The following is a 13,166-nucleotide window of genomic DNA, read 5'->3' as shown; positions in this document are numbered from 1 at the left end:
GAGGCGCTGCGGGCGTCCTTGACCGAGGCGCGGCAGCTCCGCCAGGAGAACCGGCGGCTGCGCGACGCCGCCGACGAGCCGATCGCCGTCGTCGGCATGGCCTGCCACTACCCCGGCGGCATCGACTCGCCCGAAGACCTGTGGGACGTGGTCACCGCAGAAGGCCGCACCCAGGGCCCGTTCCCCGGCGACCGGGGCTGGGACCTGGACGGGCTGTACGACCCGGACCCCGACCACCCCGGCACCAGCTACGTGCGGGAGGGCGGTTTCCTCGACGCCACCACCGGGTTCGACGCCGCGTTCTTCGGTATCTCGCCCCGCGAGGCGCTGGCGATGGACCCGATCCAGCGGCTGCTGCTGGAGACCTCGTGGGAGGCGCTGGAGCGTGCCGGGCTCGACCCGGTCACCGTCAAGGGCAGCCGCACCGGCGTGTTCACCGGCGCCTTCCCGTCCAACTACTCCCTCCTTCTCCAGCCGGTGTTCGACCAGGTCGAGGGGTACTTCGACCTCGGCACCACCTCCAGCGTCGCGGCCGGCCGCATCGCCTACGTCCTCGGTCTGGAGGGCCCGACCCTCGCCCTCGACACGGCGTGCTCGTCGTCGCTGGTGACGCTGCATCTGGCGGCGCAGGCGCTGCGCCGCGGCGAGTGCGCGCTGGCGCTGGCCGGCGGCGTCACCGTGATGCCCACCCCCACCGTCTTCATCGAGTTCAGCCGCCAGCGCGCGCTCTCCCCCCAAGGCCACTGCAAGCCCTTCGCGGACGCCGCCGACGGCACCTCCCTCAGCGAGGGCGTCGGCGTCCTCGTCCTGGAGCGGTTGTCGGACGCGGTGCGGGCCGGGCGCCGGATTCTGGGTGTGGTGCGGGGTTCGGCGGTGAATCAGGACGGTGCGTCGAACGGTCTGACGGCGCCGAGCGGCCCGGCGCAGCAGCGGGTGATCCGTCAGGCGCTGGCGTCGGCGGGGCTGTCGGCGGCCGATGTGGACGTGGTCGAGGCGCACGGTACGGGGACCGCGCTGGGCGATCCGATCGAGGCACAGGCGCTGCTCGCGACGTACGGGCAGCGCACGCCGGACGTGGCTCCGCTGCTGCTGGGTTCGGTGAAGTCCAACATCGGGCACACCCAGGCCGCCGCCGGTGTCGCCGGGGTGATCAAGGCGGTGCTGGCGATGGAACACGGTGTCGTCCCGGCGTCGTTGCACGTCGACGAGGTGTCCTCGCACGTCGACTGGGCGGCGGGCGCCGTCGAGGTCGTACGGGAGGCCGTGCCCTGGCCGGCCACCGGCCGCCCCCGCCGGGCGGGCATCTCCTCCTTCGGCGTCAGCGGCACCAACGCCCACGTGATCATCGAGCAGGCACCGCCCGCGGAGCCCGCCCCGGACACCGCGGCGACGGCCCCCGCCGTGACCCCGCTGCTGTGGCCGGTCTCCGGACGCGGCGACGCCGCGCTGCGCGCCCAGGCGGGACGGGTCGCGGAGTTCCTGCGCACCGGCCGGGCGGCGGAGCTGCCCGACGCGGCGGTGGCCGGCGCGCTCGCCGGGCGTACCGGCTTCGAGCACCGCGCCGTGGTGCGGGCCGCCGACCGGACCGCGGCCGCCGCGGCGTTCGACGCGCTCGCCGCCGGGGTCGAGGACCCCGCCACCGTCACCGGCACCGCCGCGGAGCACACCGGCGAGGGCATCGCGCTGGTCTTCCCCGGCCAGGGCTCCCAATGGATCGGCATGGGCCGCGAACTCCTCGATTCCTCACCGGAGTTCGCCGCATGGGTGGCCCGCTGCGAAACCGCCTTCGCCCCCTACCTGGACGCGCCGCTGACGGCGTTCCTGCGCGGCGCGGCCGACGATCCGGCCGCCTACGAGGACCTGGCCGCCGTACAGCCCGCGCTCTTCACCGTCATGACGGGGCTCGCCGCACTGTGGCGACGCTGCGGAGTACTGCCGGCGGCGGTCGTCGGGCACTCGCAGGGCGAGATCGCCGCCGCGTACGTCGCCGGGGCCCTCACCCTCGACGACGCGGCGAAGATCGTCGTGCTCCGCGCCGACTGCCTCAACGCCCTCACCACACCCGGCGCGATGGCCTCCGTGCTGCTCGGCCGCGCCGCCGTCGAGGAACGGATCGCCGCCCAGGGCGGCCGGATCACCGTCGCCGCCGTCAACTCCCCGTCCGCCACCACGGTCTCCGGCGAGCCCGCCGCCGTCGAGGCGCTCCTCGCCGCCCTCGCCGCCGACGGCGTCCGCGCCCGGCGCGTCCCCGCGGAACGCGCCGGACACTCCGCAGACATGGCGGAGGTGGAGGACCGGCTGCGCACGGCCCTCGCGGACGTGACGCCGCTGCCCGGCAACGGCACCGCGTTCTGCTCCACGGTCACCGGCCGGGAGGAGGACCCGGCGACGCTGGACGCCGCGTACTGGTACCGCAACCTCCGCGAGACCGTCGACTTCCAGGGCGCCGTCACCCACCTCCTGGACGGCGGGATCCGTACCTTCATCGAGGTCGGCCCGCGGCCCGTCCTGACGGTGGCGGTCGAGCAGATCGCCGAGGACGCCGGGCGCCGCTGTGTGGCGCTGGAGTCGCTGCACCGTGACGACGGCGGCGCGGACCGTCTCGCCCGGTCGCTGGCGCAGGCGTACGTCCGCGGCGTCGACCTGGACTGGCCCGCCGTCCTCGGCGCCGACCCCCGGCAGGCGGCCATGGTCCGCACCGCACTGCCGACCTACGCCTTCCGGCACGAACGGTTCTGGCCGGTGCCGCCCGCCGCCACCGCCGGGGACCCCGCCCGCCTCGGCGTCGGCGCGGTGGACCACCCGCTGCTGGGCGCCGCCGTCCACCTCCCCGGCACCGGCGGCACGGTCCTCACCGGCCGGATCTCCCCGGCGGCGCAGCCCTGGCTCGCCGATCACGCCGTGGGCGGCAGGGTGCTGCTGCCGGGCACCGCCTTCGTCGACCTGCTGCTCCGCGCCGGTCAGGAGACCGGCTGCCCGCAGCTCGCCGAACTCATCCTGGAAACACCACTGTTCCTCCCCGACGAGGAGTCCGTCCGCCTCCAGATCGCCGTCGACGCGCCCGACGGGAACGGCGACCGTGCCGTCACCGTCCACGCCGCCACCGGCGACGACCCGGACACCCCCTGGACCCGGCATGCCAAGGGCACCCTCACCGCCGGACACCCCGCCCCGGAACCCGCCCCCGCCGCCTGGCCGCCGCCCGGCGCCGTACCCGTCCCGCCCGAGGAGCTGTACACCCGCCTCGAGGCCATCGGCGCCGACTACGGCCCCGCCTTCCGCGGACTGCGCGCCGCCTGGCGCCACGGCGACACCCTCCACGCCGAACTCGCCCTGCCCGAGGACGCCGGCGACGCACGGTTCGCCCTGCACCCCGCCCTCCTCGACGCGGCGCTCCACCCGCTCGGGCTGACCGGTCCCGGGCTGCGTCTGCCGTTCGTCTGGCGCGGCGCCCGCCTCCACACCCCGGGCGCCACCGCGCTACGGGTCACCCTCACCCCCGAGGGCACCGGCACCGTCGCGGTGACCGCCACCGATCCCACCGGCCGACCGGTGTTCACCGCCGACGCCCTCACCCTGCGCCCCGTCGACCCGGAGGCCGTCGCCGCGTCCGGCGGCGCCCACCGCGACGCGCTGTTCCGCACCGTCTGGCAGCCCCGGCCCGCCACGGGCCCGGCCACCGGCACCTGGGCCGTCCTCGGCCCCGGCCTGCCCGTCCCCGGCGCCCGCCGCTACGACCGGATGGCCGACCTGCGGGCCGCGACGGCGGCGGGCCAGGCGCCGCCCGACGTCCTCGTGGTGCCGCTGCCCGGACCGGAGAGCGCCGCGCCCGCCGGGAACCTCGCCGACCGGACCCGCACCGCCACCACCGAAGCGCTGACCCTGCTCCAGACCTGGCTGGCCGACCCCCGCCCGGCCGGCCGGCTGGTGCTCGTCACCCGCGGCGCCGTGGCAGCCTCCGCCGGCGACGGCGTCCCCGACCTCGCCCACGCCGCCCTGTGGGGCCTGGTCCGCTCCGCGCAGCAGGAACACCCCGGCCGCCTCGTCCTGCTCGACACCGACACCGACCCCGCGTCACCGCGCGCCCTGCCCACGGCCGTCGCCACCGGCGAACCCGAACTCGCGCTGCGCCACGGCACCGTCCTCGCCCCCCGCCTGGAACGCGCCGGGACACCGGCCCCGGCGGACGACGCGCCCCTCGACCCGGACGGCACCGTCCTGATCACCGGCGGCACCGGCGTCCTCGGCACCCTCGTCGCCCGCCACCTCGTCACCGCGCACGGCGCCCGCCACCTCCTTCTCACCGGCCGCCGGGGGCCCGACGCGCCCGGCGCCGCCGCCCTCGCCCGCGACCTGCGCGGTCTCGGCGCCGCCACGGTCACCCTCGCCGCCTGCGACGCCGGGGACCGGGAAGCGCTCGCCGCCCTCCTCGACGCGGTACCCCGGGACCGGCCGCTGACCGCCGTCGTGCACGCCGCCGTCACCCTCGACGACGGCGTGCTCACCGCCCTCGACGCCGGCCGGCTCGCCCGCGTGCTGCGGCCGAAGGCCGACGCCGCGCTCCACCTCCACGACCTCACCGCACACCTGCCGCTCCGCCGCTTCCTGCTCTTCTCCTCCACCGCCGGGATGCTCGGCGCCCCCGGGCAGGCCAACTACGCCGCCGCCAACACCCTGCTGGAGGCCCTCGCCCGCCACCGGCACGCCGCCGGACTCCCCGCCACCGCCCTCGCCTGGGGCTACTGGGAACGCACCGCCACCCGCGAGGAAGAGCTGGACCGCGACGGCCTCGCCGCCCAACTGCGCCGCACCGGCATCCGCCCGCTCCCCACCGACCAGGGCCTGGCCCTCCTCGACACCGCGCTGGCCACCGCCGAACCCGTCCTGGCGGCCGTACGGTTCGACCTCGCCGCCCTGCGGAAGCGGCCCGGCGGCCCGCCGCCGCTCCTGACCACCCTGCTACCCGCCGCACACCGCCCCGCCCCGCCCGGCACCGGCCCCGACGCGCTCCGCGCCCGGCTGGCCGCACTCGACGCCGACGGACGCGCCGCCGCGCTGCTCACCCTCGTCCAGGAACGCGTCGCCGCCGTCCTGGGCCACCCAGCCGGACAGGCGGCGCGGACCGTCCCCGCCGAACACCACCTGACCGACCTCGGGTTCGACTCGCTCACCGCGATGGCGCTGCGCAACGCCCTCGACGAGGCGACCGGCCTGCGCCTGCCCGCCACCCTCGTCTTCGACCACCCCACCCCCGCCGCGCTCGCCACGGACCTCGGCACCCGGCTGACCCCCGACGGGGCCGCCACGCCGCCGCCCCCCGCCACCGGGGAGCCCCCCGGCGCGCTGACCGGCGCCCTCGACCGGCTCGCCACCGCACTGGAGAGCGCCACCCCGGACGAACGGGCGGACGCCGGGGCCCGGTTGGCGGCGCTGCTCGCCGGGGTACGCGGCACCGCCACCGACCCGGACGCCGGGCTGGACACCGCCACCGACGAACAGCTCTTCGGCCTCATCGACGAGGAACTCGGCACCCGCTGACGGCCCGTGCCCCGTCCGTACCCGCTCCGACCCGCCCAAGGAGGCATCCATGGCAGACGAACGCCAACTGCGGGAGTACCTCAAACGCGTCACGCTGGAACTGCGCCGCACCCGGCGGGAGCTGGCCGAGGCCGAGGAGCGGTGGCACGAGCCGGTCGCCGTCGTCGGGATGGCCTGCCGCTACCCCGGCGGCGTCGAGACCCCCGACGACCTGTGGCACCTGCTGGACGAGGGCCGCGACGCCACCTCCGGCCTCCCCGACGACCGCGACTGGGACGCGACGGCAGGCGCCACGCGCGGCGGATTCCTGCACGGCGCGGCCGACTTCGACCCCGCGCCGTTCCGGATGACCGACGAGGAGGCCGACCTCTGCGACCCCCAGCAGCGCCTGCTGCTGGAGACCGCCTGGGAGGCGCTGCAGCGCGCAGGCATCGACCCCACCGCCCTGCGCGGCAGCCGCACCGGGGTCTACGCCGGGGTGATCTACAACGACTACGGCGGACGGGTCCGCGACGCGCCGGACGGCACCGTCGGCGCCCTCCTGGTCGGCAGCGCCCCGAGCGTCGCCTCCGGCCGCATCGCCTACACCCTCGGCCTCCAGGGCCCCGCCGTCACCGTCGACACCGCCTGCTCCTCCGCGCTGGTCGCCCTGCACACCGCGCTCCACGCCCTGCGCGCCGGGGAGACCGACCTCGCACTGGTCGGCGGCGCGTCGGTGATGGCGACACCCACCGCGCTCACCGCGTTCGGCGCCCAGGGACTGCTGGCACCGGACGGCCGCTGCAAGTCCTTCGCCGCGCGGGCGGACGGCTGGGGCGTCGCCGAGGGCGCCGCTCTGGTGGCACTGGAGCGCCTGTCGGACGCCCGGCGCCACGGCCGCACCGTCCTCGCCGTGATCCGCGGCTCCGCCGTCGTCCAGGACGGCGCCTCGCACGGGCTGACGGCGCCCAACGGCCGGGCCCACCGGCGGATGATCCGGCAGGCGCTGGCCGCCGCCCGTGTGCCCGCGCACTCCGTCGACGCGGTGGAGGCGCACGGCACCGGTACCCCGCTGGGCGACCCCATCGAGGCCCAGGCCCTGTTCGACACCTACGGCGCCGAGCGCGAGGCGGAACGCCCCCTGTGGCTGGGCTCGCTGAAATCCAACATCGGCCACACCCAGGCCGCCGGCGGCATCGGCGGCCTGATCAAGATGGTCCTCGCCCTGCGGAACGGACAACTGCCCCGCACCTTGCACGCCGACGACCCGTCACCGCACCTCGACTGGTCCGCCGGCACCGTCCGTCTGCTGACCCGCGCCGTGCCCTGGCCGGCCACCCCCGGCCGCCCCCGCCGCGCCGCCGTCTCCTCGTTCGGTATCAGCGGCACCAACGTCCACGTGATCCTGGAGGAGGCACCCGCCGACGGGCCCGGGGAGACCGTGACCGTCGAGGACGCGGGCGGCCGGACCGTGGCCGAAGCCCCCGCCGGGGAGAGCCCGGCCCCCGCGGGCCCGGCCCCGGACGAGGCCACGCCCGGGGAGCCTGCGCCCGGCCACGCCCCGGCCGCCGGAGCCCGCACCGGGAAACCCCCGGCCCCCGCGGCTGCGGACCCTGCCCCCGTCCCGCCCTGGCCGCTCTCCGCCGCCGACGAAGCGGGGCTGCGGGCCCAGGCCGCCCGCCTCGCCGCGCATCTCACCGCACACCCCGCGGCCACCGTGCTCGACGTGGCCCGGACCCTCGCCGCCGCCCACGCCGGACAGCCGTGCCGCGCCGCTGTCCTGGGTGGCGACCGGGCGGCCAGACTGCGCGCCCTGACCGCCCTCGCCGACGGCACCGACGCCCCCGGCCTGCTCCGCCCCGGCCACCGCACCACCCCCGGCACGGCCCCGGCCCCCGGTCCGGACACCGCCCTCGCCGAGGCCCACTGCCGCGGCGAACGGCCCGACTGGGACGCCGTATTCGCCGGTACCGGGGCCCGCCTGACCGAGCTGCCCACCTACGCCTTCCGGCGCCGCCGCCACTGGCTGCGCGCCGCACGTATCTGAAGGGCTGATCCGCCATGACCGCACCCACCGTGCCCCCGCCGTCGCAGCGCACCCTCGACGCCCGGCTCGCCCACCACGCCACCCACCGGCCCGAACACCCCGCGCTCCGCTGCGCCGGCGTCGAGGTCACGTACGGACGGCTGTACGCCGAGAGCGCCCGCGGCGCCCTCGCCCTCTCCGCCTCCGGTCTCACCAAGGGCTCCCGCGTCGGCTATCTCGGCAAGGAGTCGGCGCGCTTCTACGAGCTGCTGTACGCCTGCGCGGCGGCCGGCGCGGTCCTCGTCCCCGTCAACTGGCGCCTCGCGCCCACCGAGGTCGAGTACATCCTGCGCGACTCCCGCGCCGAACTCCTCTTCATCGAGGCCGAGTTCCTGCCCACCGCCCACAAGATCCGCCCCGACCTGCCCGACCTGCGGGAGCTGGTATTTCTCGACGGCATCGACGCGTCGGCCCGCGCCTTCAGGGACTGGAAGGACGCCGGGCGGGGCGCCCCGGAGCCCGCCCCGTCCGCCACCGACGACGCCGTCGCCCAGATGTACACCAGCGGCACCACCGGCCTGCCCAAGGGCGTCGTCCTCGCCCACCGCAGCTTCTTCGCCGTCCGCGGGCTGCTCGACGGCGCCGGGCTCGACTGGATCGACTTCCGCCCCGACGACATCAGCCTCATCGGCATCTCCGGCTCCCACATCGGCGGCCTGTGGTACGCCACCCAGGGCTTCAACGCCGGCGTCACCAACGTCGCCCTGCGCTCCTTCGGCGGCAGCGACGTGCTGAACCTCATCCGGGAATCCGGCGTCACCACCGCCTTCCTGGTCCCCGCCATGCTGCTGATGCTGCTGTCCGAACCCGACGCCGCGGACGCCGACTTCGCGACGCTGCGAAAGGTCGTCTACGGCGGCTCCCCGATCTCCGAATCCCTCCTCCAGCAGTGCATCACCGTTCTGCGGTGCGACCTCGCGCAGATCTACGGCCTCACCGAGACCGGCAACACCGCCGTCTGCCTGCCGCCCGCCGACCACGTCCCCGGCAGCCCCCGCCTGCGTGCCGCCGGACGCGCCTACCCCGGCATCGAGCTGCGGATCATCGACCCCGAGGGCCGGACCCTGCCGCCCGGTGAGGTCGGCGAGGTCTGTATCAGGACGCCCGCCCGGATGCTGGAGTACTGGCGGCTGCCCGACGCGACCACCGCCACCCTGCGCGACGGCTGGATCCACACCGGCGACGCCGGCTACCTCGACGCGGACGGCTACCTCTTCATCCAGGACCGCATCAAGGAGATGATCGTCCGCGCCGGGGAGAACATCTTCCCCGCCGAGGTGGAGAACGCCCTCGGCGCCCACCCCGCCGTCCTGGACGCCGCCGTCATCGGCGTCCCCGACGACCGCTGGGGCGAGGCCGTCCACGCCTTCCTCGCCCTGCGCCCCGGCGCGTCCGCCGCCCCGTACGAACTCCGTACCTTCCTGCGCGGCCGGCTCGCCGACTTCAAGATCCCCAGCCGCTACACCGTCATCGACGCGATCCCCCGCAACCCCAGCGGCAAGATCCTCCGCCGCACCCTGCGCGAGCAGTTCTGGGCCGACCGCGACCGCGCGGTCAACTGACCCTCTCCGCCCGATCCTCCCCCGGAAGAAAAGAGCCGGTATGTCCGAGCAGCCCGTCCCCGCCTTCAAGCCGTACGACGGCAAGGCCGCCCACCCCTGGGAGCAACTGGCCGCCGACCGCGCCCGCTGCCCCGTCGTCCACTCCCCGGAACTCGACTCCGTGCAGGTCACCTCGTACGAGGCGGTGAAGGAGGTGGGCCGTAACCACGAGGCGTTCTCCTGCACCTACAGCGCCGCCTGGCCGCTGGAGGAGCCGGTGCCCGAGGAGATGCAGGTCTTCGCGCTCGCCGACCCGCCGCGCCACACCCGCCAGCGCCGCCTGGTCGTCCGGGCCCTGTCCGCGTCCCGCATCAACCGCATGCGGCCGTTCACCGAGAAGACCGTCAACGACCTCATCGACAACCTCGCCGAACGAGGCGGCTCCTTCGACCTCCTCGCCGACTTCGCCGCCCCGGTGAGCGAGATCCACATCGCCGAACTCCTCGGCATTCCCGACGCGGACCGTGAGTACGTCCTGCGCACCGCGCTGCTGCCGGAATCCACCGGCCTGGCCAACAACGAGGGCCTCGCCTCACCCGAGATGGAGGCGTGGAGCAACTACCTCCGGGAGACGGTGCGCGCCCGGCGGGACGCCGGGCCCGGCGCCGACGACCTCACCACCGCGCTCTGCTTCGCCGAGGAGGACGGCGACCGCTTCGACGAGCGGGAGATCGGCCTGATCATCCTCGGCCTGATCGCCGGCAACGCCTCCACCGGCGTCGCCATCGGCAACATCGCCTGCGCCCTGGAGCAGCACCCCGACCAGAAGACGAAGTACCTCGGTGACATCGACGGGCTGACCGACGCCCTCGTCGAGGAGGGCCTGCGCTACGACGGGCCGATCCTCGGCCTGTACCGCCGCACCCTCAAGGAGGCCGAGATCCCCGGCGGGCACGTCTCCCGGCCCGGCGAGCGGATCTACTTCTCGCTGGGCGCGGCCAGCCACGACCCGGCGGTCTTCGACCGGCCCGACGAACTCGTCCTCGACCGGGACTGGAAGGACCTCCCCGCCTCCATGGCGTTCGGCTACGGCGTCCACCACTGCATCGGCATGAACCTCGGCCGTCTCCAGGCCGAGGTCGCCCTGTCGACGCTCTACCGCCGCCTGCCCGGTCTGCGGCTGCGCCCCGGTTTCACCCCGGAGCAGGTGCCCGGGCCGATGTTCCGCTCCTGGACCTCCCTGGAGATGGTCCACGACGGCCCGGTCCTGCCCCGCACGGACCACGCGTGAGCGGCCCCGTCGAACTGGCCACCGCGACCCGCAGGGTGAGCGTGGACCACGCCCTGTGCAGCGGCACCGGCCACTGCGCGGAGACCGTCCCCGGCATCTTCCGCGTCGCGGACCGCCGGGCCTGGCTGCGGCCGGACGCCGACCTGGACGCGGCCGACCCCGGCGACCTGGCCCGCGCCGAGGCGATCTGTCCCTGGCTGGCCCTCACCTTCGAACGACAGGACCCCGCATGACCTATGTGCTCGACCCGGCGTGGCACGCGGAACGCGCCCGGCTGGAGAACATCTCCGCGCTCTACGACCCCGGCACCGCCGAACTCTGCGACCGCCTCGGCCTCGCCCCGGGGTGGCGCTGCCTGGACGCCGGCGCCGGGACCGGCGGGGTGGCCCGGATGTTCGCCGAACGCGTCGGCCCGGACGGTGAGGTGCTGGCCGTCGACGCCGACACCCGCTTCCTGGAACCGCTCGCCGGGGGGCCGCTGAGCGTACGCCGCATGGACATCACGGCCGAACCGCTGCCCGAGGGCCGCTTCGACCTCGTCCACTCCCGGCTGGTGCTGGAACACCTCGCATCCCCGGAGCCGGTGGTGCGGTCCATGGCGCGGGCGGCCCGGCCCGGCGGCTGGGTGCTCCTGGAGGACCTCGACTGGTCCACGGTGCGCGCCGTCGACCCGCCCTCACCCGCCCACGAGCGCGTGGTCACCGCCCTGCTCACCGCCCTCGCGGCCGGCCCCTACGACCAGTGCTTCGGCCGCAAGGTGCCGCGGCTGCTGCGCGCCGCCGGGCTGCGGGACGTCTCGGTGCGCGCCGTGTCGCTGCCGCTGCCCGCCGACCCGGTGGCCGGACAGCCGGCCTGGGAGCTGCTGGTCGACCAGCTCGCCCCCCGGCTGCTGGCCGCCGGTCTCGTCGACGAGGACGACCTCGACGCCTTCCACCGCCTCTGGCGCGACGGCGACACCCTCGGCTTCGGCCCGCTGATGGTCAGCGCCTGGGGACGCCGGCCGGACACCGCCGGCGCCTGACCCGGCACGACGCGGCCGGCCCCCGGAGGAGATCCGGGGGCCGGCCGTTCCGCTGGTGACGTCCCGTCAGCCGGCAGGCCGGCCCGCCCCCGCCCCCGACCGCTCCCGCGCCACGTGCAGCAGTTGCACCGTGGCGCAGCTCACCAGCCGGTTGCGGTCGTCGAAGACCTCCGCCGACCAGAGTTGCTGGGAGAAACCGCGGTGGACGGGGACCGCGCAGAGGTGCAGGGTGCCGCTGACCGCCGGGCGCACATGGTGCATCTGGGTGTCCGCGCAGACCGCCGTCTCGCCCTCCCCGGTGCTGAGGGAACCGCCCGCCACCGCCGCGCTCTCCGCGAGCGCCGCCAGCACACCGCCGTGCACCGTCCCCGTCGCGCCGTGTATGCGCGGGGACAGCGCCAGCGAGGCGAGCACCCGCCCCGCGGACACCTCCTCGTAGCGGATGCCGAGCAGGTCGTCGAGTGGATGCCTTGGGATGGGCAGCAAGGGACTGCTCCCTTCGGGTGGGCCGGCACCGCGGGCGGGCGCCGCTGCACGGGGGTCGGCGGATCACACACGTCCGCCCGGCCGCCGCCCCGTGCGCGGGGCCCGGCGGCCGGGCGGTGCGGGCCGGTCACGGGCCCGCACCGGCGCTCAGATCCAGTCCGGCTGCTCCGGGGGGATCCGGCGGCCGTTGGCGATGAAGAACGACCGGATGACGTTGCCGCGGAACAACTGGCGGTTGCGCGGACCGTCGAGCGCCGCGGAGAACTCCTTGACCCGGTCGCTGTAGAAGCCGCGCTTGCGGTACTTGCGGGTCTTCTCGTTGAAGATCTCCGCGATCATCTCGTCCGGCGTGCGGCCGACGAACTCGGCGAACTCCGCGACGGTGCCGAGCCGCTCCGCGCGCTCCTTCGCGTCGAGATCGGAGAGCTGCGCCGCATACCGCCGGACGGTGATCAGATCGTGAAAGTCGGTGTCGGTCATGGTCTTTCCTCAGCAGGCGCCGCCGGCGCCGTCGTCAGTGGTTCGTGGCTGGTCAAAGGTGTCGGGCCCGGCGGGGGATTCGAGCCCGTCGAGGAGGTGCCCCATCCGGGACCGCTTCGTGCGCAGATAGCGCAGGCTCTCGCCCTGAGCCGGGGCGAGCAGCGGCACCCGGCCGGCCACCCGCACCCCGTGCCGGGCGAGCGCCGCGACCTTGTCGGGGTTGTTGGTCAGCAGCCGTACGCCGGTGATCCCCAGGTCGTGCAGGATCGCCGCGCCCGCGCCGTAGTCCCGGCCGTCGACCGGCAGCCCCAGGGCGACATTGGCGTCCACCGTGTCCAGACCGGTGTCCTGGAGCTGATAGGCGCGCAGTTTGGCGGCGATGCCGATACCGCGGCCCTCGTGGCCGCGGAGGTAGACCACGGCGCCGGTGCCCTCCGTCGCGACCCGCCGCAGCGCCTCGTCGAGCTGCGCACCGCAGTCGCACCGCAGCGACCCCATGAGATCCCCGGTGGCGCACTCGCTGTGCAGCCGTACCAGCGCGTCGGCCGCCCCGGACACCTCGCCCGCCACGAACGCCAGATGCTCCGTACCGTCCGCCGCCGCGTACGCCACGCAGCGCAACTCGCCGTGGGCGGTCGGGATACGCGCCTGGGCCAGGCGGCGGACCTCCGCGCGGTCGTCGGGGTGGGCCGAAGGCCGCGGCGGCACCCGGGAACCGGGCGCCACCGCAGCCTCCGACATCAG

8 protein-coding genes and 1 pseudogene are annotated in these 13,166 nt (G+C 75.8%); 6 read left to right on the top strand and 3 right to left on the bottom strand.

Features of this window, described 5'->3' with window-relative positions; translation table 11 throughout:
- Positions 1 to 18: 18 nt before the first annotated feature.
- The 6 genes from ACGH2B_RS02270 to ACGH2B_RS02245 are packed head-to-tail and all read left to right on the top strand — an operon-like array spanning position 19 to position 11,456.
- Entirely contained in the window at positions 19 to 5,538 is a 5,520-nt protein-coding gene (locus ACGH2B_RS02270) for a type I polyketide synthase (RefSeq protein WP_399096627.1), read from the top strand.
- 49 nt (positions 5,539 to 5,587) lie between these two features.
- Complete coding sequence (locus ACGH2B_RS02265; protein ID WP_399083213.1) at positions 5,588 to 7,564, top strand: beta-ketoacyl synthase N-terminal-like domain-containing protein; 1,977 nt, start codon at positions 5,588 to 5,590, stop codon at positions 7,562 to 7,564.
- Positions 7,565 to 7,578: 14 nt separating this feature from the next.
- A complete protein-coding gene (locus ACGH2B_RS02260; RefSeq protein WP_399083210.1) occupies positions 7,579 to 9,165 on the top strand; it encodes a fatty acid--CoA ligase in 1,587 nt (528 codons plus the stop codon).
- 40 nt (positions 9,166 to 9,205) lie between these two features.
- Positions 9,206 to 10,435 (top strand): cytochrome P450, encoded by a 1,230-nt coding sequence (locus ACGH2B_RS02255; protein WP_399083207.1) that lies wholly within the window; start codon positions 9,206 to 9,208, stop codon positions 10,433 to 10,435.
- A complete protein-coding gene (locus ACGH2B_RS02250; protein ID WP_399083204.1) occupies positions 10,432 to 10,668 on the top strand; it encodes a ferredoxin in 237 nt (78 codons plus the stop codon). Before ACGH2B_RS02255 ends, ACGH2B_RS02250 begins: the two co-directional genes overlap by 4 nt.
- Positions 10,665 to 11,456 carry a methyltransferase domain-containing protein gene (locus ACGH2B_RS02245; RefSeq protein WP_399083202.1) on the top strand — a complete coding sequence of 264 codons (792 nt, stop codon included), beginning with the start codon at positions 10,665 to 10,667 and terminating at the stop codon, positions 11,454 to 11,456. The genes ACGH2B_RS02250 and ACGH2B_RS02245 overlap by 4 nt, the downstream gene beginning before the upstream one ends.
- A gap of 66 nt (positions 11,457 to 11,522) precedes the next feature.
- Here the strand turns inward: ACGH2B_RS02245 and ACGH2B_RS02240 are convergent, their stop codons facing one another.
- The 3 genes and pseudogenes from ACGH2B_RS02240 to ribA form a co-directional block, all read right to left on the bottom strand.
- Entirely contained in the window at positions 11,523 to 11,942 is a 420-nt protein-coding gene (locus tag ACGH2B_RS02240) for a PaaI family thioesterase (RefSeq protein ID WP_399083199.1), read from the bottom strand.
- Between the two features lie 147 nt (positions 11,943 to 12,089).
- Positions 12,090 to 12,422, bottom strand: a complete 333-nt coding sequence (locus ACGH2B_RS02235; RefSeq protein WP_399083196.1) for a hypothetical protein — start codon at positions 12,420 to 12,422, stop codon at positions 12,090 to 12,092.
- 9 nt (positions 12,423 to 12,431) lie between these two features.
- Positions 12,432 to 13,088, bottom strand: a pseudogene (gene ribA, locus ACGH2B_RS02230) (GTP cyclohydrolase II); the annotation flags it as partial.
- Between the last annotated feature and the right edge of the window lie 78 nt (positions 13,089 to 13,166).

The sequence above is a fragment of the Streptomyces sp. BBFR2 genome (assembly GCF_044497305.1).
Lineage (GTDB): Bacteria > Actinomycetota > Actinomycetes > Streptomycetales > Streptomycetaceae > Streptomyces.
This window is presented reverse-complemented; position numbering and strand designations above follow the sequence as displayed.